The sequence below is a fragment of the Variovorax sp. GW823-FHT04B03 genome (assembly GCF_058796495.1).
Genome location: NZ_JBXAIT010000001.1, coordinates 1,418,308 through 1,442,791, shown reverse-complemented (window position 1 = coordinate 1,442,791; position 24,484 = coordinate 1,418,308). Strand labels below are relative to the sequence as shown.

At 67.3% G+C, this 24,484-nt stretch carries 22 protein-coding genes and 1 pseudogene; 4 read left to right on the top strand and 19 right to left on the bottom strand.

Translation table 11 applies throughout. The features are described from left to right. Positions 1-87: 87 nt before the first annotated feature. A complete protein-coding gene (locus tag AC1RAD_RS06630; RefSeq protein ID WP_492734243.1) occupies positions 88-966 on the top strand; it encodes a hypothetical protein in 879 nt (292 codons plus the stop codon). A gap of 33 nt (positions 967-999) precedes the next feature. On the opposite strand, the gene AC1RAD_RS06625 is transcribed toward AC1RAD_RS06630, so the two are convergent. Further along, entirely contained in the window at positions 1,000-1,776 is a 777-nt protein-coding gene (locus AC1RAD_RS06625; protein WP_492734242.1) for a LytR/AlgR family response regulator transcription factor, read from the bottom strand. Positions 1,777-1,790: 14 nt separating this feature from the next. Beyond that, on the bottom strand, positions 1,791-2,846 hold the full coding sequence (locus tag AC1RAD_RS06620) for a sensor histidine kinase (RefSeq protein ID WP_492734241.1): 1,056 nt from the start codon (positions 2,844-2,846) through the stop codon (positions 1,791-1,793). Between the two features lie 238 nt (positions 2,847-3,084). Here AC1RAD_RS06620 and AC1RAD_RS06615 point away from each other — a divergent pair. Further along, positions 3,085-4,191: pseudogene (locus AC1RAD_RS06615) on the top strand (alpha/beta fold hydrolase); the annotation flags it as partial. 218 nt (positions 4,192-4,409) lie between these two features. Here AC1RAD_RS06615 and AC1RAD_RS06610 read toward each other — a convergent pair. Further along, on the bottom strand, positions 4,410-4,787 hold the full coding sequence (locus tag AC1RAD_RS06610) for a tautomerase family protein (protein ID WP_492685877.1): 378 nt from the start codon (positions 4,785-4,787) through the stop codon (positions 4,410-4,412). Positions 4,788-4,869: 82 nt separating this feature from the next. Between AC1RAD_RS06610 and AC1RAD_RS06605 the strand changes: the two genes are divergently transcribed. Then, a complete protein-coding gene (locus tag AC1RAD_RS06605) occupies positions 4,870-5,727 on the top strand; it encodes a LysR family transcriptional regulator (protein ID WP_307694665.1) in 858 nt (285 codons plus the stop codon). A gap of 10 nt (positions 5,728-5,737) precedes the next feature. On the opposite strand, the gene AC1RAD_RS06600 is transcribed toward AC1RAD_RS06605, so the two are convergent. Together AC1RAD_RS06600 and AC1RAD_RS06595 are read right to left on the bottom strand one after the other, a co-directional pair. Continuing rightward, entirely contained in the window at positions 5,738-6,340 is a 603-nt protein-coding gene (locus AC1RAD_RS06600) for an SMI1/KNR4 family protein (protein ID WP_492734240.1), read from the bottom strand. Positions 6,341-6,405: 65 nt separating this feature from the next. After that, entirely contained in the window at positions 6,406-6,942 is a 537-nt protein-coding gene (locus tag AC1RAD_RS06595; protein ID WP_492734239.1) for a GNAT family N-acetyltransferase, read from the bottom strand. A 103-nt stretch (positions 6,943-7,045) separates the two neighbouring features. Here AC1RAD_RS06595 and kdsA point away from each other — a divergent pair, with 103 nt between their 5' ends. Next, on the top strand, positions 7,046-7,897 hold the full coding sequence (kdsA, locus tag AC1RAD_RS06590; RefSeq protein WP_492734238.1) for a 3-deoxy-8-phosphooctulonate synthase: 852 nt from the start codon (positions 7,046-7,048) through the stop codon (positions 7,895-7,897). Positions 7,898-7,920: 23 nt separating this feature from the next. On the opposite strand, the gene AC1RAD_RS06585 is transcribed toward kdsA, so the two are convergent. From AC1RAD_RS06585 to flgG, 14 genes are all read right to left on the bottom strand, one after another. After that, positions 7,921-8,979: a hypothetical protein gene (locus tag AC1RAD_RS06585; RefSeq protein ID WP_492734237.1), complete on the bottom strand. Its 1,059-nt coding sequence runs from the start codon at positions 8,977-8,979 to the stop codon at positions 7,921-7,923. A 184-nt stretch (positions 8,980-9,163) separates the two neighbouring features. Continuing rightward, positions 9,164-9,787: a pentapeptide repeat-containing protein gene (locus tag AC1RAD_RS06580; RefSeq protein ID WP_492734236.1), complete on the bottom strand. Its 624-nt coding sequence runs from the start codon at positions 9,785-9,787 to the stop codon at positions 9,164-9,166. 147 nt (positions 9,788-9,934) lie between these two features. Beyond that, the gene (gene flgL / locus AC1RAD_RS06575; protein WP_492734235.1) at positions 9,935-11,146 is read right to left on the bottom strand and encodes a flagellar hook-associated protein FlgL; all 1,212 of its coding nucleotides are present in this window, start codon (positions 11,144-11,146) and stop codon (positions 9,935-9,937) included. A gap of 33 nt (positions 11,147-11,179) precedes the next feature. Then, positions 11,180-13,132: a flagellar hook-associated protein FlgK gene (flgK, locus tag AC1RAD_RS06570; RefSeq protein ID WP_492734234.1), complete on the bottom strand. Its 1,953-nt coding sequence runs from the start codon at positions 13,130-13,132 to the stop codon at positions 11,180-11,182. Positions 13,133-13,258: 126 nt separating this feature from the next. Continuing rightward, positions 13,259-14,977, bottom strand: coding sequence for a methyl-accepting chemotaxis protein (locus AC1RAD_RS06565; RefSeq protein WP_492734233.1), 1,719 nt, complete (start codon positions 14,975-14,977; stop codon positions 13,259-13,261). Between the two features lie 10 nt (positions 14,978-14,987). Next, on the bottom strand, positions 14,988-15,512 hold the full coding sequence (locus AC1RAD_RS06560) for a chemotaxis protein CheW (RefSeq protein WP_070061536.1): 525 nt from the start codon (positions 15,510-15,512) through the stop codon (positions 14,988-14,990). Positions 15,513-15,528: 16 nt separating this feature from the next. Continuing rightward, positions 15,529-17,151 (bottom strand): methyl-accepting chemotaxis protein, encoded by a 1,623-nt coding sequence (locus AC1RAD_RS06555; protein ID WP_492734232.1) that lies wholly within the window; start codon positions 17,149-17,151, stop codon positions 15,529-15,531. Positions 17,152-17,167: 16 nt separating this feature from the next. Continuing rightward, positions 17,168-18,748 carry a methyl-accepting chemotaxis protein gene (locus AC1RAD_RS06550; protein WP_070061534.1) on the bottom strand — a complete coding sequence of 527 codons (1,581 nt, stop codon included), beginning with the start codon at positions 18,746-18,748 and terminating at the stop codon, positions 17,168-17,170. Between the two features lie 190 nt (positions 18,749-18,938). Beyond that, positions 18,939-19,220: a hypothetical protein gene (locus AC1RAD_RS06545; RefSeq protein ID WP_390345992.1), complete on the bottom strand. Its 282-nt coding sequence runs from the start codon at positions 19,218-19,220 to the stop codon at positions 18,939-18,941. Between the two features lie 9 nt (positions 19,221-19,229). Beyond that, positions 19,230-20,795 carry a methyl-accepting chemotaxis protein gene (locus tag AC1RAD_RS06540; protein ID WP_492734231.1) on the bottom strand — a complete coding sequence of 522 codons (1,566 nt, stop codon included), beginning with the start codon at positions 20,793-20,795 and terminating at the stop codon, positions 19,230-19,232. Between the two features lie 70 nt (positions 20,796-20,865). Further along, a complete protein-coding gene (gene flgJ / locus AC1RAD_RS06535; protein ID WP_492734230.1) occupies positions 20,866-21,858 on the bottom strand; it encodes a flagellar assembly peptidoglycan hydrolase FlgJ in 993 nt (330 codons plus the stop codon). Between the two features lie 10 nt (positions 21,859-21,868). After that, positions 21,869-22,990 carry a flagellar basal body P-ring protein FlgI gene (locus tag AC1RAD_RS06530; protein WP_492734229.1) on the bottom strand — a complete coding sequence of 374 codons (1,122 nt, stop codon included), beginning with the start codon at positions 22,988-22,990 and terminating at the stop codon, positions 21,869-21,871. Continuing rightward, entirely contained in the window at positions 22,990-23,685 is a 696-nt protein-coding gene (locus tag AC1RAD_RS06525) for a flagellar basal body L-ring protein FlgH (protein WP_489059609.1), read from the bottom strand. Before AC1RAD_RS06525 ends, AC1RAD_RS06530 begins: the two co-directional genes overlap by 1 nt. Continuing rightward, complete coding sequence (gene flgG / locus AC1RAD_RS06520) at positions 23,685-24,467, bottom strand: flagellar basal-body rod protein FlgG (RefSeq protein ID WP_062469245.1); 783 nt, start codon at positions 24,465-24,467, stop codon at positions 23,685-23,687. Before flgG ends, AC1RAD_RS06525 begins: the two co-directional genes overlap by 1 nt. Positions 24,468-24,484 lie beyond the last annotated feature (17 nt).

Here is a 24,484-nt window from a genome sequence, read left to right as displayed (position 1 = left end):
AGTCGGCTGGTTTGAAGGACAGCAGGGTCACGGGATGGCGCGCCGCTCCCACTAAGATGATTCCGGCCGCAACACGGAAGGTCGCGCATGTCACACCCCATTTATCTGTCCAGCTCCTCCCTGCCCCGGATGCCGGAAGGCAGCCGCAACGAATGGCGCAGTTTCTTCGGCCATGGCACGGAGCTGGAGGCCAACGCGTTCTTCCCGCTGTTCTGGCGGGCCCTCTTCAGCCCCAGCGACATACGGTACGCGCGCTTCCTCGACGAATACGACATCGACGACGAAGCCTCGGCCGTCGACCGCGAGGAATGCATCGAGGATTTCGGCGCCGACGCGACCTACCCCTACCTCGTCATTGACAAGGCCGCGGCAGTTGCGCGGCTGGCGACACGGCGTGAAGCGATCCTCGGCGCCGTCGGAGAACGCTACCGCCCGATCTACGCGTCGTTTGAAGCACTGATTGCGCAGCACTTCGGGGACTACCTCCTGTTGCGCACCTCCGGCTTGCCAGATGCGGCCGACGCCGAGCCATGGCTGCGCGCCGATCTTGGGGACATCGACGGTCTCCACGACAGCAAGGCGCTCGAAAGCCTGATGTCGGATCTTGCGAGGCACGACGCGGACCCGGTCTGGACATTGAGCGGCCTCGCGTCATCCAGCGATGGCGCCTGGCCCACGCCGGCGTTGCGAGAACACTTCCCCGACCCGCGACAACGGAAGGCCCGCAGACCGCCGACCCTACAGCAGATCGACGAACACGATCGCGCGTTCGCGGAACCCAAGGCGCACGCTGCGAAGAGCTGGCTCGACCCCGCCCTGGAATGGCTGGGCGCCTTCGTGGCGGCGGGTGCGGCCTTGGGCGCCTATTACTTCACCCAATCCACCTGGCTGGCCGTGCTGGCATTCTTGTGTGTCGCCGTGGCATTGGGCTTCGGCATTGCGAGGCTGCGCGCCCCGAGACGATGACCCCGGCCCTGGCCATCAACAAGCCTGCTGCCGCTACATCGCGCGAAACAGGTGCCCGAACGCGCGGCTGACCTTGAGCGATCGCGCCAGGCCCCGCACGGACAGGCTGTAGCGCCCGCTCTCGTCACGGGTGGCGCTCACGATGCTGTGGATGTTGACGAGCACGCCGCGATGCACCTGCGTGAAGTCGGTGGCGTCGATGCGCGATACCAGATCGCGCAGGCTCATGCGCACCAACGCCTCGCCCTGGGCCGTGACGACATTGACGTACTTCTCGGCGGCTTCCAGGCAGATCACCTCCGAGACCGGAATCATCCGCACGGTGTTGCCGACGCCGGCACGGATGACCTTGATCTTTTCGGGCGCATCCGCCGGATCGGTGATCGACTGCACGCGCTCCATCAGGGCCGCCATGCCACCGGCAGCCGGGGTCCGGGCGCGCTCGTGCAACCTGTGCTTCAGGCGTTGCACGCAGACCTGCAGGCGTTCGAGCGTCGCCGGCTTGAGCATGTAGTCCATCGCCGCATGCTCGAACGCCGAGATCGCGAAGTTGTCGTACGCGGTGATGAAGACGAAGAGCGGTTCGGCCTGGTCGTCGGGCCACTCGTCAGCGACGGCCTCGGCGACTTCCAGGCCTGTCTTGCCCGGCATCTTGATGTCCAGGAACATCACATCGGGCGCCAGGGTCTGGGCCAGTTCGATCGCCTTCAGGCCATCGTCGGCAACGCCCACGATCTCCAGCTCGGGCCAGGCTTCGTGCAACAAGCGCTGCAGCGTTCTCGACAGCACCGGCTCGTCTTCGGCAATCACGCCGCGCCACGCACTCACGATGGAATCCTCACGACCGCGCGCACGCCGCACGGCGATCGGGCCTGCAGAGACAGGGACGCACGCAAGCCATAGCGGGTCTGGAGGCGGTCACGCACATTTTTCAGTCCGGCCCCGCAGACCTCGTCGCCACCCGAAGCGGGCAGGTGCGGCGACAAGCCCAGACCGGAATCGTCCACAGCGACCTCGATGCCGCCCTCGATCGAACGCGCCAGCACTTCGACGCCCCCTGCGCCCAACTTCGGCTCCAGGCCGTGCCTGATGGCGTTCTCGACCAGCGGCTGCAACAGCATCGGCGGGATGGCGATCCGCTCCAGCTCGGCGGGCAAGTCGAGCCGGTAGGCCAGCCTGGGGCCCATGCGCAAGGACATGATGTCGAGGTACGCCCTCAGCTGGGCGAACTCCGACTGCAGCGTCGTCACCTCGTCGCGAGACGCTGCATGCGTGCTGCGCAGGTAGACGATCAGCTGGTCGATCATGCGCTCGGCCTGTCGCGGGTCTTCGTCGACAAGCGAGCGCAGAGTCGCCAGCGTGTTGAACAGCATGTGGGGCTCGAGCTGCGCGCGCAGCAGCCGCAGTTCCGATTCGGTGGCCAGGCGCTGGGCGTCGGATCGGGCGACCGCCTCCTTGGCAAGCTGGTCACGCGTCGCAGCGACGTAGAGGACGAACATGGCCAGCACCAGGCCGAAGGCGAAGGCCACCATGTAGTCGCGGTCATGACCCACGACGCGGCCGATCGGTTCGTCCAATATCAGGAGCGCGACCAGGTGACCGCCGAAGTACCCCGTCGGGATGGCGATCGCGCCGGTCAGAAGCCAACGGGGCAGCGCCTGCATTCGCCGCAGTCGTCCAAAGCGGCCCAGCACCGCGACGCACGCGATGAACACCATGCCGACACATTCGACGAAGACGAACAGACGCGCCGGCGTTTCGAGTGCAGGAGCGGCCCAGAAGAGCAGCCCGGCCGCGATCGCGCACAGCAGGAACGAACTGGCCGTCAGCCGCGCTGCGCCCAGCCAGCGGGCGGGAATGGGTGAATCAACGCGGATCACGGATGGCAGTCGGCTGCATGCATCGCGTCACTGTAGAGGTTGGCACGCCATGCCGCCACCGATCGAGGGCCCGTGGGGGCGAGTTTGTCCTCGAGCCGTCGTTTGAGGGGCCCGAACGGCGACCGCTCGATGCCGCCTCACGACCGTTGGCACCCTCGGTTGGACGTTTGGGCGCCAAACCGGATGCGCGCCCGGCTGCGGCCGCCGACAGTGCGGGCCTCACCACCCGGGAGTCCCCATGCAACGATCTTCTTCTCTTTCGAACACGCTGCTTTGCGCCGCGGCCGCCGTCTGTGCAGCCCTCGTCACGACGAACGCACAGGCCTTCGACGGCATCGTGGAAAAGCAGGTGTTCAACCTGCCCACCTACACGACCGTGAACGGCCAGGTCATCAAGGGCGTGCGCATCGGCTATGAAACCTATGGCCGCCTGAATGCAGCGCGAGACAACGTGATCCTCATCAATCACTTCATCACCGGCACCTCGCACGCCGCCGGCCGGTATGCAGCGAGCGACGCCGCGCCGGGTTACTGGGACACGATCATCGGCGCCGGCCTGCCGATCGACACCGATCGGTTCTTCGTCATCGCAACCGACGCGTTGTCCAACCCCAATCGCGCATCGGCCACCGTCGTCAGCACCGGCCCCGCCAGCATCGACGCCGCCACCGGCAAACCGTATGGCCCGCGCTTCCCGGTGCTGGCGGCGCGGGACACGGTGGAGGTGCAGAAGGCCCTGCTCGATGCGTTGGGCATTCGAACCCTTTACGCCGTGGCGGGCGCGTCGGCCGGCGCCTGGATGTCGGTGGAATGGGCCTCGGCCTATCCGGAGCGCGTGCAACGCCTGGTGTCCATCGTGGGTCCTGGCGTCGACAGCCCGGCCTACGCCATCGCCAAGATGAGCTCGTGGGGCGCGGCCGTGCGGCTGGACCCGAACTGGGCCCACGGCGACTACCACGGCAAGGCCGAGCCGCTGGCAGGCATGACGCAGGCCATGCGGCTGGTCACGCTCGACGCGCTCAGCTTCGCCTGGGCCGACAAGGCCTTCGGCCAGAAGTGGGCCGACCCGGGCAAGAACCCCGGCGAAGCGGCCGCGAACCAGTTTGCGGTCGATGCCACCCTCGAGAAGATCGGCGAAGCGCGTGCCAAGGGCATGGACGCCAACAGCTGGCTGTACACGCTGAAGGCCTTGCAGCTGCCCAGCGCCAAGCCAGAACGCATCAAGGCCAGGTCGCTGTTCGTGGGCATCAGCTCGGACCAGATCTTTCCGCCGCTCCTGTCCCAACGCGCCGTGGAGATCCTCAAGGCGCAAGGCACGCCGGCAGAGTATGTCGAGATGAACAGTCCCAATGGCCACGCCGATGCACTGGGTGCCACCATCGGCCTGGCCTGGCCGGGCCGGCGATTGCGTCGCTCCTGGCCAAGTAGGCGCGCGGTCTGTGGCGTTGTCAGCAAGCGTCCGGTCGGGAAGAGGAAGCCGGCCTCTTTCAAATTCCGTCCACCAGTTTTCTGGAATCGCGCGATGGATGCAGGCTTTCTTTTGGAGGCTGAAGGAGCCATTCCTCAGGCAAATTGCGCCAGCCCATGCCCGACGGACCAGTTCTCCTTGGGGGCATCGGCAATGGTCACAAAGACGTCCTCCGGCCGTATCCCCGGGCTCTCGGCCAGCAGCTGCGCGATGCGCTGGAACAGCGCCTTCTTCTGCTGCGCGGTGCGCGTGTTGAAAACGGTGATCTGGATGTACAGGAGATCGTCGCTGCGCGCGACGCCGAAGGCGCCTCCATATCGGAAGTTGGCGGCCTCGTGCTCGGTGATCGTCATGAACTGGTCGTCTTGCGGCACGTTCAACGTGTCGCGCAGTGCGCGATAGAGGCTGTCGAAGATCGCCTGCCGGTAGGCCTCGGGCTTTCCCGCGCGCATCGAGATGTGAATGGTGGGCATCGCTACTCCGGTCATCTTGGAACAGCGGATGTTATGTATTCGGATTTGCTATTGATACTTATCTCAATAACAATCTTTTGTCATGACTGATCGCCCGCTGGATCTCGACGCCGTTCAGGCCTTCGTTCGCATCACCGAACTGGGCAGCTTCACGCGCGCCGCAGAAGTCATGCAGACCACGCAGGCAGGGATCAGCCTGAAGCTGAAACGCCTGGAAGACAGGTTGGGCTGCCGGCTCCTGGAGCGCACACCGCGGCACGTGGAACTGTCGGCGCGCGGTGCCGCCTTCCTGGGACATGCCCGGGAACTCCTGGCGGTCCACGATCGCACGCTGGCGGCCTTTGCCAGCGCCCGCCAGCGGCTGACCATCGGCATCAGCGACCACGTGGCAGGCCCGGAGTTGCCCGCGCTGATCGCCCGCATGAACGCGCAAGACGCGCAGCTGCTGATCGATATCCGGATCGGTTCGTCGGGCGACCTGCTCCAGAGCTACGACCGACGCGAACTCGACACGGTCATCGTCCGGCTGCATGCGGGACGCACGGACGGAAAGCTTCTGACGCAGGAGCGCTTCGGCTGGTTCGCTGCCGCAGGCTGGCAGCACCGCGTGGGTGAGCCCCTGCCGCTGGCCACGATGGCGCAGCCCTGCGGCGTGCGCGCGCTGGCGGAGCAGCTCCTGGACACGGCCGGCATCCCGTGGACCGAGGTGTTTGTGGGGGGCGGCGTCGCAGCCGTGGCGGCGGCGGTGGTGGCCGGACTGGGCGTCGCTGCGTTGGCGCCGCGCATGCTGCCCCTGGGCTGCGTCGACGTGGGCCCCAAGCTGGGTCTGCCCGACCTGCCGCGCCTGCCGGTCCTGCTGCACTCCCGGGTCCGGGAGGGTCGGGCGCGCGAGGCCGTGGACGCCCTGTCTGCGGCGTTCAGGAGCGTGGCGAGAAACTGAGCCGACTGCGTCAGGGCGTGCGTTCGTCCACCACGAAGCCCCAGAAATCGTCGTCGCAGTGGATGCAATGGTCCAGGAAGGATTGCATGCCGCTGGCGTGGAACCACACCAGGCCCTGCGCCTCGTCGCACAGCGCATCGGCCTGCGCGTCCAGGCTGAGCGATGGGAGGTGGGCCAGCTCCATGTCGGCCAGAAATTCCTGCGTGTCCAGCTTGCCTGCAAAGAGGTCGTGGTCGAGGCTGGCGATCCGGCCCTTGTGCCGGCCGTGCAGCACCTCCACGAACGGGTTGCCCGCGGGGTCGCTGCCGATGTCCAGAAACCAGTCGGCCAGCAGGCTCTCGGCCTGCAGAGTCTCCAGGTCGCAGTGCGGGTCCGAGGCGCCGAAGCTGTTGAGCACCCGGAAGTTGGCGTGCGACGCGCTGCTCGCCGTGCCGTCTGGCTGCACATAGGCCGCGATGTCGCCTGCCTGTTCCATCTCGTACAGCGAGAAGCCGTTCTGGATTCGCAGGAAGGTGGCGTAGGCGTTCGAGAAACCGAGGCGGCGCTGCAGCGCGTCGACCGCCTGCGCGGAGGCTGGCGCGCGGCCGAAGGGATTGGGGAAAAGTACTTTCATGGCGTTCGCTGCAGCCTAACGCGGATCACGGCGCACCGGCCCCGCGTCGCTTTCGTGCACCGCCCCTATCGGCCAGGCAGGTTCAGGCCGTAGATCAGCATGTCCTCGAAGACGCCCCGGTGGTTCACGTGCTTCACCAGGCGCCCCTCCGGAAGGAACCCGGCCTTCTGCATGACGCGCTCGGAGCCGATGTTGCGCGGCAGGCAGCTGCACACGATGCGGCTGATGCCGAGCTCGCCGTGTGCGTAGCGGATCACGGCGCCGACCGCTTCGGAGCAGATGCCGCTCGACCAATGCGCAAAGGCGACCCAATAGCCCAGCTCGGCGCGACGATGCAGCGTGGACATGTGGGCCAGCTGCACCGCGCCCAGCAGCTCGCCCGTGTCGGCGCTGGTCACGGCATAGATGACGTCGGTTCCCGCGCGGAAGGCGGGAGCGTGCGAGGCGATCCATTCGCTGGCCACGCCATCCGGATAGGGGTGAGGCACGTGCGCGGTCGGCTCGGCGACGCGCACATCGCCTGCGATGCGTTGCACGTCATCGGCGTCGTCAGGATCGAACGGGCGCAGGACGAGACGGGAGGTTCGGAGCTGAGGTTGCATGGCGGGGTTCGGGTTCAACGTCGCTGGCGTGGCCAGGGGCCCATTCTGGGCCAGAAGCCGAACCGCGAGAATGCGGGCAACAGACACTTCAGAGGAGCTCGCCTTGACCACCGTCGCCATCACCCCCGCCATCCACGTCAGCAACAGCAAGGGCTTTGTCCTGTTCGGCGGCGTGAACGTCCTCGAGTCGAAAGACATGGCCCTGCGTGCCGCGGAAGAGTACGTGCGGGTCACGCAGAAGCTCGGCATTCCCTATGTCTTCAAGGCGAGTTTCGACAAGGCCAATCGCTCGTCCATCCATTCCTACCGGGGCCCCGGCCTGGAAGAGGGCCTGAAGATCTTCGAGGCCGTGAAGGCGGCGTTCGGCGTGCCCGTTCTCACCGACGTGCACGAGCCCTGGCAGGCGAAACCCGTCGCCGAAGTGGTCGACGTCCTGCAGCTGCCTGCGTTTCTCGCCCGCCAGACCGACCTGGTCGTCGCGCTCGCCCAAACCGGCAAGGTCATCAACGTCAAGAAGCCCCAGTTCCTGAGCCCGACGCAGGTGCTCAACATCGTGGAGAAGCTCAAGGAGGCGGGGAATTCCTCCGTCATCCTGTGCGACCGCGGCACCTGCTTCGGCTACGACAACCTGGTGGTGGACATGCTCGGCTTCGGCACCATGAAGAAGGTCACCGGGAACCTGCCGGTCATCTTCGATGTGACCCATGCCCTACAGCAGCGCGAGGCCAACGCCATCGCCTCCGGCGGGCGGCGCGAGCAGGTGGCCGAGCTGGCGCGTGCGGGCCTGGCGGTGGGCCTGGCGGGCCTCTTTCTCGAAGCGCATCCCGACCCGGCACAGGCCAAGTGCGACGGCCCCAGCGCCCTGCCGCTGGACCAGTTGGAGCCCTTCCTCACGCAGCTGAAGGCGTTGGACGACCTGGTGAAGTCGTTCGCGCCCCTTCACATCCGCGCCTGAACAGGACGCTCCCGCAGGGGCCTCTAGCGGCTGTCGAGGCGGGCCTTCATGTAGCAGGCCCGCAGGAGCGCCTGTTCGCGATGGGGATCGTGCAGGCCATTGCCCATCGGCCGGGTCCGGCTCGCCGCCTCCTGCAGGGCCCCGGCGTGGTACTCGGCCAGCGACTGGGGCGGAACGGCCAGCGCGCCTGCGGCGTATTCGACCCTGGCTTTTTCCGTCATCCAGCCCTGCACGCGCTCGCGCGACCCGGTGTGCGTGCGGCGGTAGTAGCGGTCGGCCTCCACCTCCGATTGGTAGAAGGTATCGATGGCGGTCCGCAGGGCGTCCGAGCAGCGCGACATCAGCATGTCCACGGAGGGTTCGCTGCGCGAGGATGCTCTCGCCGCGGGAACGCCGCCCGCCTGGACCGTCGGGCGTTCCGGCGCCGCGGCCTCGTTCGGCATGGCGGCCGAGTCGCAGTTCCTGGCGCCCGAATGCCTGCATTCGGAGACGAGCCGCACGTACTCCTGCTGATAGACCTTGCGCGTGGCCGCACGGTCTTCGGGTGTCAGGTTGCCGCAGCTGCGATCGAGGTACTCGATCATCGTGTAGTTGTGGACGCGGTCCGCACCAGGGCCCGAGGCCTGCGTGGCGCGTTGCTGCAGCGCCTTGCATTCTTCCGAGGAGGCGCGCGTTCGCTGGGAGGGCGCCGGATTTGCGGTCTTCGCCTCTTTCTCGGAGAAGCAGTACCCCCGGTAGCCTCGCCCCTCCACGTACCGCCAGCGGCCCGTGCCCCGGTGCTTGGTCGAGCAGGCCCACCAGTGCACGGTGCCGTGAAGGAGGTTGCCCTCCTTCTTGCCGGGGCCCAGCGTGCTGAGTCCGCCGTTGGGACACTGGAAGGCCTCGGAGCTGTCGAAGAAGTGCTTGGTCTGCCGCGGGTTCTCGACGCAGAAGCCGACGTCGACGCTGTAGTTGCATTGGTTGAAAAGCGTGCTGTCCTTGCCGATGACGCAATGGCTGTCGGTGCCGTCGTTCGCAGCCAGGGCGGGCAAGGCCGTGCCCAGCAGGAAGACGCTCAGGGCCAGGGTGCGAACGATCGGCATGCTTTTCTCCTCCAGGATGGCGCCTGAATCTAGCCGGCCGATTCGCAAACGAAATACCGCTTTTGTGGGAGGCCACGGGAACCGGTGGCCCGCCTCGCAAGACGCAAGTGGAGAAGCAATCCCACGCCAACGGCAGGCAGCTTGCTTCCTGCCTCGTGTTCATCGCACCCGCGCTGTCTCGTTTCTATTCCTCCGGCCTGACGTCCATTCCCAGCGCCTCGGCGATGGTCAAGGCTTGCACGGCGGTGATGACTGCGCCCTGGAGCTGTACGTGCTGCGGTTCGAGTGCGCTCAGGTCACTGCCACGCAGGTCGCACCGCGAGAAGTTGGCGCTGTGCAGCCAGGCCCCCGACAGATCGACATCGCGAAGCACGCCGCCGTCGCATCGTGCGCCCGTGAGGTCGACCTCTCGCATCCGTGTGCCATGGAACGACGCCTTGCGCAAGTCGGCCCCCGGAAGGCCGGCAAACGACCAGTCGCCGCCGACCGCTTTCATCACCTCGAACATGCAGCCATCGAACATGCTGCCGATGAACTTGCAATCGATGAAGCTGGCATCGAAGAACTTGCAGGCGACAAACGTGCAATTGACGAAAGCCGCATCCGTGTGGACCGACGCATTGAAGCGCGCGCTCCGGAAGGTGCAGTCGGTGAACACCGACCCGGTGTTTCTGGCCTCCGTCATGTCCAGATCGCTGAACAGGACGGCGGTGTAGGTTTGCCGGTCGATGTCTTTCCCGTACCAGCGCTCTCCAGCCAGCGTGGTCCGGGTCGCAGGTGCCGGTGCCCCATATGCACGGTCGGCCATGGATCGATTCTCCGAGGAAGGTGGGTGTGGTGCGCGGCTGCCAGGCGGACGATCGACGGCAGCCAGCCGACGCATTCTGCCCGCGCCCATCGCGACGATGGGCTTCCTCCTCCAGTGGCCAGCACGCAGCCGCTGGCCACCCCACCCTCACAGGTAGTTGAAAAGCGAAATGCTGTTCAACTTGGCAAACGTCATCTGCGTCGCCTGCAGCGACGACTGCCGCTGGTAGAACTCGGAAATCGCCGTGTACGGATCGAGGTCCTCGATCGACGACAGGTAGCTTTCTTCCTGCAGCTTGTTCATCGCGCCGGCGCTGTCGAGCGCCTGCAGCTCGACCTGGCGCGAGCCCACCGACGACAGCACGGTGAGCACGTTGTCGTGCGCGTTCGTGACCTTCACGTTGGCGGTGCTCAAGGCGTTGCGCAACTGCGCCTGGGCCGCCGCGCCGCCGCCGTTCAGCGGTGCGCGCAACGCCGTCACCAGCTCACCCAGGGCCGCGAAGATGTCGGTGCCGGCGTTCTGTGCGGTCGACACGTCGAAGCTGTCGCCGGTGGCCGGCGTGCCGCTGATGGCGATCTGCACGCCGCCGAACGAGATCGGGGTGCCGGCGGTGAACGGGCCGCTCGCGGCCACCACGGGCGGCGTGTCCTTGGTCATCACCGTGTAGTCGGTGCCGGTGAAGCGGATGGTGAAATCCTTGCCGTAGTTCGGTGCGGTGGCGTCGGTGATGCTCACCGCGCCGAACACGCCCGAGCCGGTGTTGGCAGGTGAGCCCGAGGTCACATAGCCCGCACCGCCTTGCACCGACTGGAAGATGCTGCGGCCGTCGTCCGAGGTCGACATCTGGCGCGCCACGTCGATCTGCATCAGCCGCTCGCCCTGGTCGCCCACGTACTGCACGCCGCCGCCGGCAGCCATCACGAAGGGCGGGCTGCCGCTCTTGAAGCCGGCGAACAGGTACTGGCCGCTGCCGTTGTCGCTGTTGGCCACGCCCACCAGCTGCTCCAGGCTGCTCTGGATGGCCGTGGCGAGCGAGGCGCGGTCGGCGTCCGAGAGGCCGCCGCCGCCGGCCTGCACGACCAGCGTCTTCACGTTCTGCAAGATGGCCGTCACCGAATTGAGCGCGTTCTCTTCGGTCGACAGCGCCAGCGCCGCGCGCTGGCGGCTGGTGGTGAACTGGGCGCCCTCCGCCAGCGTCTGGCTCACGCCCAGCGCGCGCGCCGCGCCCACCGGGTCGTCGCCGGCCGTCAGGAACTTGGAGTTGGTCGCCAGCTGCTGCTGGACCTTGAACAGCTTCTGCTGCTGCAGGCCCATCGACTGCAGGCTCTGTTCGTAGAAGGATTGGGTGCTGATGCGCATCGCGGGTCCTGGAATCTGTGCGGAGGTGAACGATCAGCTGCGGATGCCGAGGATGGCGTCGAACATGGCCGACGCGGTCTGGATCACCTTGGCGTTGGCCTGGTACATCTGCTGGAACATCAGCAGGTTGCCGGTTTCCTCGTCCTGCACCACGCCGGAAATCGCGCGCTGGCTGGCCTTGATCTGGCCGGTCACGCTGTCCTGCGTGACGGCGGCCACCTTGATCGACATGGCGCGGTTGCCGACGTCGCTCACCAGCTGCGAGTAGGCGCCGTTGAAGGTCGCGGTGCCGTTCGACATCGTGGTCTTGCGCTGCAGCGCGCCCAGCAGCAGCGCATTGCCGCCGTCGGAGACACCGCCGGTGTTCTTGCCGATGGTGAAGGTGTCGCCCTGCGCGGGCGCGCCGGTCATGGCCACGGTGATGCCGTCGAAGCTCATCTTCGCGCCGGCCGTGTAGGGCACGGGCGTGCCGGCCGGGTAGCTGGTGGCGGTGCCGTCGGCGCGCGTGACGGTCACCGCCGAGCCGGCCGGAAAGCCCGACAGCGTGCCGGTGCCCGCGTTGAAGCTCAGCGTGACGTTGCCGGCCAGCGGCGAGCCCGGGTAGGCGGCATCGACGGTGGCCGCGCCCAGTGCGCCGCTGCCCTTGTTGCCCGCGGTGTTGCCGGTGATCACGGGCGAGGCGGCGGCCACCTTGGCCGGGTCGCGCACCAGCACCTCGAGGTCGCGCACGCCGGTGCGCGTGGGCTGCACCAGGAACGAATCGCCGGCCTGCGCCGTGCCGCTCGCGGCCGTGAGGCTCACGCCGTCGAAGCTGATCGGGAAGGTGGTGAAGCTGCCCATCGGCGTCTTGTCCGAGAGCCGCGTGACCGTGTAGGTGAGCGTGCCCCCCACGTCGGTCACGCTCACGTTGTAGTCGCTCGTGGTGAGCTTGGACGCATCGGTCAGCGTGGCGCCCAGCTCGAGGTTGCCGGCGTTGCTTGCATTGGCGATCGTGCCCGGCACGGCCTGCGAGAAGAAGTTCTGGCCCAGCGCGCCGTTCAGGTCCACGCCCAACTTGTGCTGCGCGTTCACCGCGTCGGCCACCGACATGGCCAGCCGGCCGATGGCGTTCTGCGTGGGGATCAGCGTGTCCTTGCGGAAGGCCATGAGGCCGCCGAGCACGCCGCCGGTGAAGGCGCTGTCGTCCAGTTCGACGGTGTTGCCGGCAAAGCCCGACAGCGCCACCACCTGGCGCGTGGGGTCGGCCGACGACGTCACCGCCGCCATCTTCGAGGCGTGGTCGCCCACCACCAGCGACTGGCCGGTGGCGATGAACACGTTGTACTTGCCGTCGTCCTGCTGCAGCACGCGCACGTCGACCACCTGGCTCAGCTCGCTCACGAGCTGGTCGCGCTGGTCGAGCAGGTCGTTGGGTGCCTGGCCGCCGGCCACCGCGCTCATCTGGCTGATCTGCTGGTTCAGGCTGGCGATCTTGGCGGCATAGGTGTTGATCTGGCTCACGCTGCCCACGATCTGCTCGTTGACCGAGGTGTTCAGGTCCGACAGGTACTGGTCGGTCGCGCGGAACTTGCTGGCCAGCGACTGCGCCGCGCTGATCATCTGCTGGCGCGCGGCCGGGTCGGCCGGCGTGTTGGCCACGCCCTGCACGCTGGTGAAGAAGCTCTGCATCAGCGGCGCGATGCCCGAGGTCTTGTCGGCCAGCAGCTGGTCGATGCGGTTGACCTGCACGCCGTTGGTGGCCAGCGCGGCCGACTGCGACTGCGCGGTGGCCAGCTGCGCCGTGAGGTAGCGGTCGTAGCTGCGCGACACGGTCGTCACGTTGGCGCCCGAGCCGATGAAGCCCGAGCCGCTGGCAATGCCGCCGGCCGAGGCGATCTGCGCGATCTGGCGGCTGTAGCCGGCCGTGTACACGTTGGCGGTGTTGTGGGCCGTGGTCATCAGCGCGGTGCGGGCGACCGCGAGGCCGCTCAGACCTGTGTAGAACATGCTTCCGGACATAAGGCTTTACCTGTCAAAGGGGTGTGTGGGAGCGGCATCGCGCGCGATGCCTCTCGGTAGTTATCGGCAGCGCGCGCCCGAAGTTGAGGGGCGCGCGTCGTCTTTACGCTTGACTCAGAATTCCGACCAGTCGCCCTTGGCGTCGCCGGCCATGGCGAGCTGCGGTGCGCCACTCGGTTCGCGGCGCGTGGGCAGCGCCTTGGCACGCGGCTTGGGCGTCGGCTTCGGCGGCTTGGGAATCGGCGTGATGCGCGTGAAGCTGGCGCGGGTCGTCGCGACCGCGTTCGCGTCGAGCTTGAAGACGCTCACGGCCTGCACGAGGGCGCCGGCCTGCTCCTGCAGCGACTGCGCGGCGGCCGAAGCTTCCTCGACCAGCGCCGCGTTCTGCTGCGTGACCTGGTCCATCTGCGTGATCGCCTGGTTGATCTGCTCGATGCCCGAGGTCTGCTCCTGGCTCGCTGCCGTGATCTCGCCCATGATGTCGGTCACGCGCTTGACGCTGCCCACGATCTCTTCCATCGTGCGGCCGGCTTCGGCGACTTGCTTGCTGCCTTCTTCGACCTTTTCCACTGAGTCGCCGATCAGGGTCTTGATTTCCTTGGCAGCGGCTGCGGAGCGTTGAGCCAGGCTGCGAACTTCAGAGGCCACGACTGCGAAGCCACGACCTTGTTCACCAGCGCGTGCGGCTTCAACAGCAGCGTTCAGCGCCAAGATGTTGGTCTGGAACGCGATGCCATCGATCACGCCGATGATGTCGACGATCTTCTTGGACGATGCATTGATCGAGCCCATCGTGTCCACGACCTGAGACACGACCGCCCCACCCTTCACAGCGACTTCCGAAGCAGAGACGGCCAGCTGGTTCGCCTGCCGCGCGTTGTCCGCGTTCTGCTTCACCGTCGAAGTCAGCTCTTCCATCGAAGCCGCCGTCTGCTCCAGCGAACTGGCCTGCTCTTCGGTACGCGACGACAGGTCCTGATTGCCCGAAGCGATCTGCCCCGACGCCGTGGCAATGGTCTCCGTGCCCGTGCGCACCTCGCCCACCACCTTCGCCAGGTTGGTGTTCATGTCCTTCAGCGCCTGCATCAGCTGCCCGGTCTCGTCGCGGCTGTCCACGCGGATGTTCGCGCTCAGGTCGCCCGCGGCCACCGTCTCGGCCACGCCCACGGCCTTGGCCAGCGGGCGCACGATGCTGCGCGAGATGAAGAAGGCGAACAGGCCACCCAGCAGCACCGTGAGCGCCGTCAGCAGCAGCCGCAGGTTGAAGCTCTTCGCATTCGCCGCGTCGATGGCGTGGCTCATGTCGTCGATGGCGCGGCGCTCGATGGCCAGCAGCTCGAGCACGCGGTTCTCGTACGCCTTGGCCGCTGGCTGGAACGACAGCTGGTAGGCGCGCACGGTCTCGACGGTGTTGCCGCTGGCCTTGGCGCGGGTCACCTCGTCCTTGGCGGCCTGGTACTTGGCGCGCAGCTCGACGATGGACTTGTAGGTCGCTTTTTCTTCGTCGGTGACCAGCAGCGCCTCGACCTTGGCCATGGTCTCGCTGCCCTTCTTCACGCTCTCGGAGATCACGTCGGCGAACAGCATCGGCAGCGCTTCGTCGGTGGTGCGCGCGATCATCGAGGTGCGCGCGATGGCCGAGTAGGTCAGCACGTACCAGTCGGAAATGAGCCGCTCCTTGGCCAGCGGGCTCTGCATCATGATGCGCGTGGCCTCGGCGTTCTTGTGCGCCGACATCAGCCCCACCGCGCTGGAGATGAGCGTCAGCCCCAGCACGATGGCGAAGGCGAGGGTCAGGCGGGTGCCGATGCGAAGGTTCGAAAAGAATGTCATGGGGTGGTCCTCAAACGGTGGCTGCGGCTTCGATGAGGCCCATTTCTTCGCTGGACATCAGCCGGTCGATGTCCACCAGGATCAGCATGCGTTCGTCCAGCGTGCCCAGGCCGATCAGGTAGTCGGTGTCGAGCACCGAGCCCATCTCGGGCGCCGGCTTGATCTGCTCGGCCGTGAGCGTGATCACGTCGGACACGCTGTCCACCACCATGCCCACCACGCGGCCCGAGATGTTCAGCACGATCACCACCGTGAACTGGTCGTAGGTGGGTGCGCCCAGCTCGAACTTGATGCGCATGTCGATGATCGGCACGATGATGCCGCGCAGGTTGACCACGCCCTTGATGTAGTCCGGCGCGTTCGCGATGCGCGTCACGGCGTCATAGCCGCGCAGCTCCTGCACCTTCTGGATGTCGATGCCGTATTCCTCGTCGCCGAGCTTGAAGGTCACGACCTCCAGGCGGTTGGCCACGGTGGACGCGGACGGCGCCGCGCCATTCGATCGCGGTGATGTGTCTCTGGTGTTGTTCAACATGTGTTCTTCTCCTCGTTCAATACGCATCCCGGGCGCCGGCACCCTCGCCCGCCCCGGTCCTGAATACCCCTGCGGCCCGGACCAGGCCCTCCGCCTGTTCCTGCAGCGACTGCGCCGTGGCCGAGGCTTCTTCGACCAATGCGGCGTTCTGCTGCGTGACCTGGTCCATCTGCGTGATCGCCTGGTTGATCTGCTCGATGCCCGAGGTCTGCTCCTGGCTCGCTGCCGTGATCTCGCCCATGATGTCGGTCACGCGCTTGACGCTGCCCACGATCTCTTCCATCGTGCGGCCGGCTTCGGCGACTTGCTTGCTGCCTTCTTCGACCTTTTCCACTGAGTCGCCGATCAGGGTCTTGATTTCCTTGGCAGCGGCTGCGGAGCGTTGAGCCAGGCTGCGAACTTCAGAGGCCACGACTGCGAAGCCACGACCTTGTTCACCAGCGCGTGCGGCTTCAACAGCAGCGTTCAGCGCCAAGATGTTGGTCTGGAACGCGATGCCATCGATCACGCCGATGATGTCGACGATCTTCTTGGACGATGCATTGATCGAGCCCATCGTGTCCACGACCTGAGACACGACCGCCCCACCCTTCACAGCGACTTCCGAAGCAGAGACGGCCAGCTGGTTCGCCTGCCGCGCGTTGTCCGCGTTCTGCTTCACGGTCGAGGTCAGCTCTTCCATCGAAGCGGCCGTCTGCTCCAGCGAGCTGGCCTGTTGTTCGGTGCGCGAGGACAGGTCCTCGTTGCCCGAGGCGATCTGGCTCGACGCCGACATCACGCCGGCGACGTTCGCGCCCACGTCCGCGACGATCGCGAAGAGGTTGGCGCTCATCTGGTTCAGCGCGCGCAGCAGCCCCGCGATCTCGTCGCCGGGCCGCACCGTGAAGCGCACGAGGTCGCCGCCCGCGATGGTGCGCGCGACCTCGATGGCCTCGTCGAGCGGACGGAACACCGTGCGCCCGAGGAACGCACCGAGGCCCAGCCAGGCCAGCGCGGCGCCGAGGCTGCCCGCTGCCACGGCGGTGGGCAGCCAGCTGTGCGCGCCGGACGCAGCGGCCAGGCGGGACGCCTCCATCCAGCCCATCGCGCCCAGGCCCGCAGACAGCGCAGCCGCTACGACGGTCACGCCGAACACGCGGCGCCGCACCGGGATGCGCCGCAGCCGCGCCAGCGGACGCGTCCAGCCGCTGCGCACCACCTCGCCCTGCAGCAGCTCGAGGCCCTTGGCCTCGCCCTCGCGCATGCGGCGGTAGAGCGCATCGGCGGCAGCCACGTCGTCGCGCGCGGGGCGGCTGCGCACGGACATGTAGCCCTCCACGCGGCCCTGGTGGCGGATCGGCGTGACGTTGGCGAGCACCCAGTAGAAGTCGCCGTTCTTGCGCCGGTTCTTGATCAGGCCGGTCCAGGGCAGGCCCTGGTCCAGCGTGCGCCACAGGTCGGCGAAGGCCTCGGGCGGCACGTCGGGATGGCGCACGATGTTGTGCGCCTTGCCCAGGAGTTCGCCGGCCGTGAAGCCGCTGGCCGCGACGAAGGCCGGGTTGACGTAGGTGATGCGGCCCTTGAGGTCGGTGCGGGACACCAGGGCCTCTTCCTTCGAGAGTTCGTATTCGATGTCGGTGACGGGCAGGTTGACACGCATGGCCGGTGCGTCGCCTTCAGGCCAGGGCCAGCGCGTTGCCGTGGCTGCTGCTGCCGCCGAGGCGGAACACGCCGACGACCTGCGACAGGCTGCCGGCCTGCTCCTGCAGCGACTGCGCGGCGGCCGAGGCTTCCTCGACCAGCGCGGCGTTCTGCTGCGTGACCTGGTCCATCTGCGTGATCGCCTGGTTGATCTGCTCGATGCCCGAGGTCTGTTCCTGGCTGGCCGCAGTGATCTCCCCCATGATGTCGGTCACGCGCTTCACGCTGCCCACGATCTCTTCCATCGTGCGGCCGGCTTCGGCGACTTGCTTGCTGCCTTCTTCGACCTTTTCCACCGAGTCGCCGATCAGCGTCTTGATTTCCTTGGCGGCGGCTGCGGAGCGTTGAGCCAAGCTGCGAACCTCCGAAGCCACGACGGCGAATCCGCGACCCTGTTCCCCAGCGCGAGCGGCTTCAACAGCGGCGTTCAACGCCAGGATGTTGGTCTGGAACGCGATGCCGTCGATCACGCCGATGATGTCCACGATCTTTTTCGACGAAGCGTTGATCGAGCCCATCGTGTCCACCACCTGCGACACCACGGCGCCGCCCTTCACTGCGACTTCCGAAGCGGAGACGGCCAGTTGGTTCGCTTGACGTGCGTTGTCCGCGTTCTGCTTCACCGTCGAGGTCAGCTCTTCCATCGAAGCGGCCGTCTGCTCCAGCGAGCTGGCCTGCTCTTCCGTGCGCGAAGACAGATCCTGGTTGCCCGAAGCGATCTGCCCCGAGGCCGTGGCAATGGTCTCCGTGCCCGTGCGCACTTCGCCCACCACCTTGGCAAGGTTGGCGTTCATGTCCTTCAGCGCCTGCATCAGCTGGCCCGCTTCGTCGCGGCTGTCCACGCGGATGTTCGCGCTCAGATCGCCGGCAGCCACCGTCTCGGCCACTTCGAGTGCATGGCCCAGCGGGCGCACGATGCCCAGCGTAAGGCGCCAGGCGAACAGCGCGCCCAGCGCCAGCGCGATGGCCGACAGCACGAGCAGCGTGGTGCGGCCCTCGGTGTGGTCGGCCGCGATGCCCTTGGCGGCGGCGTCGATCTTTTCGCGCTGGTGGTTGGCCAGGTTTTCGACGGCGCCGGCGTAGACGGCGAGCGCCGCGCTGAACTTGGTGTCGACCAGCACATTGGCTTCGTCGATCTTCTTCTCGTCCTTGAGCTTGTTGAGCGTGCCCACGGTCTCGAGCACGACGACGCGCGCCGCGACCACCGCGGCATAGAGCGCCTTTTCTTCCGGCGTGGCGAGCATGGCTTCCAGCTGCTTCTGCGCCGGCGTGATGCGCGCCGAACCCGCCGCCTGGAGCTTGGCGAAATAGGCCGCCACCTCGGGGTCGGTGGTCTTGACCATCGCGTAGTTGGCCACCGTGTTCGACTTGAGCAGGCTGAGCCATTCGGCCGCCAGCCGCTCCTTGACCAGCGCGCCCTGCACCATCTCGTCGGTCGCCTGCCCCACGTTCGTCAGGCGCAGCACGCCCGTGCCCGCAATGAACGCCATCAGCAGCAGCAGCACCGCGAAGCCGAGCCCCAGGCGGGTGCCGATTTTCAGATCCTTCAAACTCATTGCGCTTCTCTTCCTTCAATAACGGGGGACGGTGGCCGCATCGCGCGGCGGGCCACCGGCATGACATGACGGCATGGCGGGACGGCGGCCTGCGCCACCCCGTCTCCCTGTTATCGGCAGCGCGCCGCCAGACTTGAGTCTTTTTTCTGAATATCGGTGCGGATCGGGGCGCGGGCGCATGCGTTCTCTGTCAGGCGTCGGTGGCGTTGACGTGCTGGAACACCCGGTCCAGCCGCTCGGCGACCTTGGCGTCGTGGTGACTTGCACGGGCCCGCGCATGCGCCGCGAAGCCCGCGAGACCCAGGCCCGTCAGGCAGGCGGCGCCCGCCAGCGCCCACACGACATGAAGCGCCCAGGCGCAGCCGGTGCCGACGTGGAAGCCGAGGAAGAGCGCCACGGCCAGCAGCAGGAGCAATGCGGCGAAGCCCATGCCGACACGGCGCAAGGCTTTCGGATGGAAGTGCGTGGACACGGGGCGTTCTCAGGCCGCAACGGCTTCGTCGGCGTCGAGCTTGAAGGTGCTCACGGCCTCGACCAGAGCGCCGGCCTGTTCCTGGAGCGACTGCGCGGCGGCCGAGGCTTCTTCGACCAGCGCCGCGTTCTGCTGCGTGACCTGGTCCATCTGCGTGATCGCCTGGTTGATCTGTTCGATGCCCGAGGTCTGCTCCTGGCTCGCGGCAGTGATCTCGCCCATGATGTCCGTCACACGCTTGACGCTGCCCACGATCTCTTCCATCGTGCGGCCCGCTTCTGCGACCTGCTTGCTGCCTTCTTCGACCTTTTCCACCGAGTCGCCGATCAGCGTCTTGATTTCCTTGGCGGCGGCTGCGGAGCGTTGAGCCAAGCTGCGAACCTCCGAAGCCACGACGGCGAATCCGCGACCCTGTTCCCCAGCGCGAGCGGCTTCAACAGCGGCGTTCAACGCCAGGATGTTGGTCTGGAACGCGATGCCGTCGATCACGCCGATGATGTCCACGATCTTCCTGGACGAGGCGTTGATCGAGCCCATCGTGTCCACGACCTGCGACACCACAGCGCCGCCTTTGACAGCAACTTCGGAAGCCGACACCGCCAATTGATTGGCCTGCCGCGCGTTGTCCGCGTTCTGCTTCACGGTCGAAGTCAGCTCCTCCATCGACGCCGCCGTCTGCTCCAGCGAGCTGGCCTGCTCTTCCGTGCGCGACGACAGATCCTGGTTGCCCGCTGCGATCTGCCGCGACGCCACCGCGATCGAATCGGTCGAGGCCTTGATGCGCGTCACGAGGTCGGTGAGCGTGTCTTCCATCTCGCCCATGCCGCGCAGCAGCCGGCCGAAGTCGCCGCCGCGCTCGGTCTCGAACTCCTGGCTCAGGTCGCCGGAGGCCACGGTCTCGGCGATCAGCAGCGCCTCGGCGACCGGATCGGCAATGCTGCGCGTGAGCAGCCATGCGAGCACCGCGCCCAGCGCCAGCGCGGCCGCGGCCAGCGCGACGATGTAGAGGAGGCCCGCGCGGTACTGCGCGTCGATGGCGGCGGCGGTGCTGTCGATGTGCTTCTGCTGGTGCGCCACCATGGCGCGGATGCCCGCGTCGTAGCCGTCGAGCATCGGCAGCAGCTGCGAGTCGGTGCGCGTCGCGGCCTCGTCCTTGCGGCCTTCGGTCTTCAGCTGGAGGATCTGCTGGCGCAGCGCGATGTACTCGCCGCGCCGCTTCTGGATGTCGGCGCTCAACGCCAGCTCTTCCGGCGACACGAGCAGCGCCTCGAGTGCCTTCTGCGTCTCGGAGATGGTGGCGCTGGTGGCGGCGATCTGCTTTTGCAGGTGGGCCTGCACCTGCGCGTCGTCGCTCTTGAGCAGCGAGAAGGTGCGCACGCTGTTGGTGGCCGTGCCCAGCTGCCAGGCCGTGGCCAGGCGCTCCTTCGACAGGGTGCGCGAGGCCATGTCCTGCGTGGCCTCGCCCACGCCCTGCAGCCGCAGCACGCCGATGCCCGCCACGGCCACCAGCAGCGCCAGCACCAGCGCAAAGCCGGCGCCCAGCCGCATTCCGATCGTCCAGTTCTTTATCGTCATTCGCTTGTCTCCTCTCGGGGCCTCTCGTGTCGTTGTTCTCGGGTCCGGGCAGTCAGGCTGTGCGAAGGGCTCAGCCGAACTTCTGCATGATGCGAACCAGCTTCTCGCCGTAGCGCGGGTCGGTGGCATAGCCCGCGCGCTGCAGGCCGTGCGCGGCCTGCGCCGGGTCGGCGGTGGCCAGCACGTTCGCGTAGCGCGGGTTGCGCGTGATGAAGCGCGCGTAGTCGGTGAAGGCCTCCTCGTACGAGGCGTAGGCGCGGAACTTCGCGCGCACCTTCTGCGGCTCGCCGTCGATGTATTCGGTGGTGGTGGTCTCGACCGTCGCGCCCTTCCAGCCCTTGTCGGCCTTGATGCCGAAGAGGTTGAAGCTTTGCGTGCCGTCATCGGCGCGAATTTCTCGCTTGCCCCAGCCCGATTCGAGCGCGGCCTGCGCCAGGATCAGCGGCGCGGGCACGCCGCTGGCGGCGCTGGCCGCCTGCGCGGAGGCGCCCATGCGGTCCACGAACGCATCGACCTGGCCTTGCAGCGAGGCGTTCGCGACGGGTGCGGGGCCGCTCCTGACTTGATAGACGCCCAGGTCGGCCGCCGTCGACACGCGCGCGCCGGGTGCCGAGCCGATGGGGATGCCCGCGCGCGGGCCGTACGGCAGGCCGGGGGGCGGCTCCAGCGACATCGGCCGCGTGCCGATGCCGTCGTCGGCTTCGGTCGCCGCCGAAGGCAATTGCCGCCGCAGCTGCGCCAGCATCGCCTCGGCCAGCCCCACGCCGCGCCCCGAAAGGTTCTGCGTGAGCTGCTGGTCGAACATCGACAAGTAGACCTTCTGGTCCTGGCTGTCGAGCAGGCCGCTCGAAGGCGTCGCCTCGCGCATGCTCTTGAGCACCATGTTCATGAACAGCGCCTCGAACTGGCGCGAGACCTGCTGCAGGCCCTCTTCGGGCGAGGTGCGCACGGTGCGCCGCAGCGCATCGACGCCCTGCACGTCGAGCGCAAAGCGCTGATCGAGCGCGCCGCTGCGGCTGGCCGCGTCGGCGCCGGTCCATGCTGTGTTGGCGGAGATGGTCATGACTGCGGCCTCAGATGATCTCGAGCTCGGCGCTCAAGGCGCCGGCCGACTTCATGGCCTGCAGGATCGACACCAGGTCCTGCGGGTTGGCGCCCAGGCTGTTCAGCCCCTTGACCACATCTGCGAGCGAGGCGCCGCCGCGCACCATCTGGATCGCGCCGCCGCCCTGGTTGACGGAAATCTGCGAGGTCTGCGCCACCACCGTGCTGCCGCCCGAGAACGCGCCCGGCTGACTGATCACCGGCTCGGTGTTGATCACCACCGACAGGTTGCCGTGCGCGATGGCGCAGTCCTTCACGCGCACCGCCTGGTTCATCACGACCGAGCCCGTGCGCGCATTGACCACCACCCGCGCGCCCGCCTGCGTGGGCGTGACCTCGAGCTCCTGCAGCTGCGCGAGAAAGCCCACGCGCCGCTGCGGCTCGGGCGCCTGCACGCGGATCACGCGCGCGTCCATCGCTTCGGCGGTGCCGGCGCCGAACTGGCGGTTGATGGCGTCCGTGGCGCGCTGCGCGGTGCCGAAGTCGGAGCGGTTCAGCTCGATGGTGAACGCGCCTTCCGCGCCCACCGGCGCCTCGACCGTGCGCTCCACCAGCGCGCCGGCGGGAATGCGCCCCGAGCTCAGCTGGTTGACCTGCACCTTGCTGCCGTTGGCCGACGCACCCGCGCCGCCCACCACCATGTTGCCCTGCGCCACCGCGTAGGTCGCGCCGTCCACGCCCTTGAGCGGCGTCATCAGCAGCGTGCCGCCGCGCAGGCTCTTGGCATTGCCCATGGACGACACGGTGACGTCGATGTTCTGCCCCGGCCGCGCGAACGACGGCAGCGTGGCCGTCACCATGACGGCCGCCACGTTCTTCAGCTGCATGTTCACGCCCTGCGGGATCGTGATGCCCAGCTGCTGCAGCATGTTGTTCAGGCTCTGCGTGGTGAAAGGCGTCTGCATCGTCTGGTCGCCCGTTCCGTCCAGGCCGACCATGAGGCCGTAGCCGATGAGCGGGTTGTCGCGCACGCCCTGGATGCTGGCGAGTTCCTTCAGGCGTTCTGCGTGCGCGGGCGCGATGAACAGGAGCGCGCACAGCGCCGCGATGCGCCAGCGATTCGAGGTGCGCGAAGACTGGAGGTGTGTCATCAGAATGGCATCACATTCAAGAAGATGCGCTGCATCCAGCCCATGTGCTGGGCTTCATCGATGTAGCCCTTGGCCGAGTACTCGATGCGCGCATCGGCCACCAGCGTCGAGGGCACGGTGTTGTTGCCCGACACGGTGCGCGGGTTCACCACGCCCGAGAAGCGGATGTACTCGGTGCCCTGGTTGATGCCCATCTGCTTCTCGCCGCTCACCAGCAGGTTGCCGTTGGCCATGACGTCGGTCACGGTGACGGTGATCACGCCGTTGAAGGTGTTGTTGGCGTTGGCGCCGCCCTTGGCATTGAGCGTGTTGGTGCCCGACAGCTTGGTGTCCTGTCCGTCGAGCAGGCCGCCGATGAGCTTGGGAATGGCCGCGAACACGCTGGTCGTGTTGCCCGTGCGGCTGGCATTGGCGCCCGAGTTCTTGGTCGCGTTGACCTTCTCGCTGATGAGGATGGTGAGGATGTCGCCGACGTTGCGCGGGCGGCGGTCTTCGAACAGCGCGTTGGCGCCGGGGCCGTCCTGGAAGATCGCACCCGGGGCGCGGCGCGCCTGCACCGCCGCGTACTGGTCGGCGCGCGCCGTCATCGGCTGGTGCACCAGCGGCTCGCGCGGCACCTGCGCGCAGCCGGCGGCCAGCGCGGTGGCGAGCAGCAGCGCCGCCGCCCGGCGAAGAAGACGCACCCCCGCCCGCATCACAACTGGGCCAGGCGCTGCAGCATCTGGTCCGAGGTCTGGACCGCCTTGCTGTTGATCTCGTACGAGCGCTGGGTGGCGATCATGTTGACCAGCTCTTCCACCACGTTGACGTTGGAGGCCTCCACATAGCCCTGGCTCAGCGTGCCCGCGCCGTCCACGCCGGGGTTCACCTGGTTGGGTGCGCCCGAGGCGTCGGTCTCGGCATACAGGTTCTCGCCCTGGCTCTGCAGGCCGGTCGGGTTGACGAAGGTCGCGAGCTGCAGCTGGCCGACCTGCACGGTGTTGGTACCGCCCGCCTGCACCACCGACACGATGCCGTCGCGGCCCACGGTGATGCTGGTGGCGTTGGCCGGGATGGTGATGGCCGGCTGCACCGGGAAGCCGCTGGCCGTGACCAGCTGGCCGTCGCGGTCGGTCTGGAACGAACCGTCGCGCGTGTACGAGGTGGTGCCGTCGGGCATCAGCACCTGGAAGAAGCCGCTGCCGCTGATGGCCACGTCGGTCGGTTTGTCGGTCTTGGTGAGGTTGCCCTGCGAGTGGATGCGCTCGGTGGCGACCACGTGCACGCCGGTGCCCACCTGCAGGCCCGAAGGCAGGCGCGTCTGGTCGGAGCTCTGGCCGCCGACCTGGCGCAGGTTCTGGTAGACCAGGTCTTCGAACACGGCGCGGCTGCGCTTGAAGCCGGTGGTGCCGACGTTGGCCAGGTTGTTCGAGACCACGTCGAGCTGCGTCTGCTGCGCGTCCAGGCCGGTCTTGGCGATGTAGAGGGAGCGGATCATTGAAAGGAGTTCCTGGA

What these genes read in the sequence shown, in the direction of transcription:
- AC1RAD_RS06630 (WP_492734243.1), top strand. Translation starts at nt 88, where the DNA reads ATGTCACACCCCATTTATCTGTCCAGCTCCTCCCTGCCCCGGATGCCG.
- AC1RAD_RS06610 (WP_492685877.1), bottom strand. Translation starts at nt 4,787, where the DNA reads ATGCCCACCATTCACATCTCGATGCGCGCGGGAAAGCCCGAGGCCTAC.
- AC1RAD_RS06605 (WP_307694665.1), top strand. Translation starts at nt 4,870, where the DNA reads ATGACTGATCGCCCGCTGGATCTCGACGCCGTTCAGGCCTTCGTTCGC.
- AC1RAD_RS06600 (WP_492734240.1), bottom strand. Translation starts at nt 6,340, where the DNA reads ATGAAAGTACTTTTCCCCAATCCCTTCGGCCGCGCGCCAGCCTCCGCG.
- AC1RAD_RS06595 (WP_492734239.1), bottom strand. Translation starts at nt 6,942, where the DNA reads ATGCAACCTCAGCTCCGAACCTCCCGTCTCGTCCTGCGCCCGTTCGAT.
- AC1RAD_RS06585 (WP_492734237.1), bottom strand. Translation starts at nt 8,979, where the DNA reads ATGCCGATCGTTCGCACCCTGGCCCTGAGCGTCTTCCTGCTGGGCACG.
- AC1RAD_RS06580 (WP_492734236.1), bottom strand. Translation starts at nt 9,787, where the DNA reads ATGGCCGACCGTGCATATGGGGCACCGGCACCTGCGACCCGGACCACG.
- flgL (WP_492734235.1), bottom strand. Translation starts at nt 11,146, where the DNA reads ATGCGCATCAGCACCCAATCCTTCTACGAACAGAGCCTGCAGTCGATG.
- flgK (WP_492734234.1), bottom strand. Translation starts at nt 13,132, where the DNA reads ATGTTCTACACAGGTCTGAGCGGCCTCGCGGTCGCCCGCACCGCGCTG.
- AC1RAD_RS06565 (WP_492734233.1), bottom strand. Translation starts at nt 14,977, where the DNA reads ATGACATTCTTTTCGAACCTTCGCATCGGCACCCGCCTGACCCTCGCC.
- AC1RAD_RS06560 (WP_070061536.1), bottom strand. Translation starts at nt 15,512, where the DNA reads ATGTTGAACAACACCAGAGACACATCACCGCGATCGAATGGCGCGGCG.
- AC1RAD_RS06555 (WP_492734232.1), bottom strand. Translation starts at nt 17,151, where the DNA reads ATGCGTGTCAACCTGCCCGTCACCGACATCGAATACGAACTCTCGAAG.
- AC1RAD_RS06550 (WP_070061534.1), bottom strand. Translation starts at nt 18,748, where the DNA reads ATGAGTTTGAAGGATCTGAAAATCGGCACCCGCCTGGGGCTCGGCTTC.
- AC1RAD_RS06540 (WP_492734231.1), bottom strand. Translation starts at nt 20,795, where the DNA reads ATGACGATAAAGAACTGGACGATCGGAATGCGGCTGGGCGCCGGCTTT.
- flgJ (WP_492734230.1), bottom strand. Translation starts at nt 21,858, where the DNA reads ATGACCATCTCCGCCAACACAGCATGGACCGGCGCCGACGCGGCCAGC.
- AC1RAD_RS06530 (WP_492734229.1), bottom strand. Translation starts at nt 22,990, where the DNA reads ATGACACACCTCCAGTCTTCGCGCACCTCGAATCGCTGGCGCATCGCG.
- AC1RAD_RS06525 (WP_489059609.1), bottom strand. Translation starts at nt 23,685, where the DNA reads ATGCGGGCGGGGGTGCGTCTTCTTCGCCGGGCGGCGGCGCTGCTGCTC.
- flgG (WP_062469245.1), bottom strand. Translation starts at nt 24,467, where the DNA reads ATGATCCGCTCCCTCTACATCGCCAAGACCGGCCTGGACGCGCAGCAG.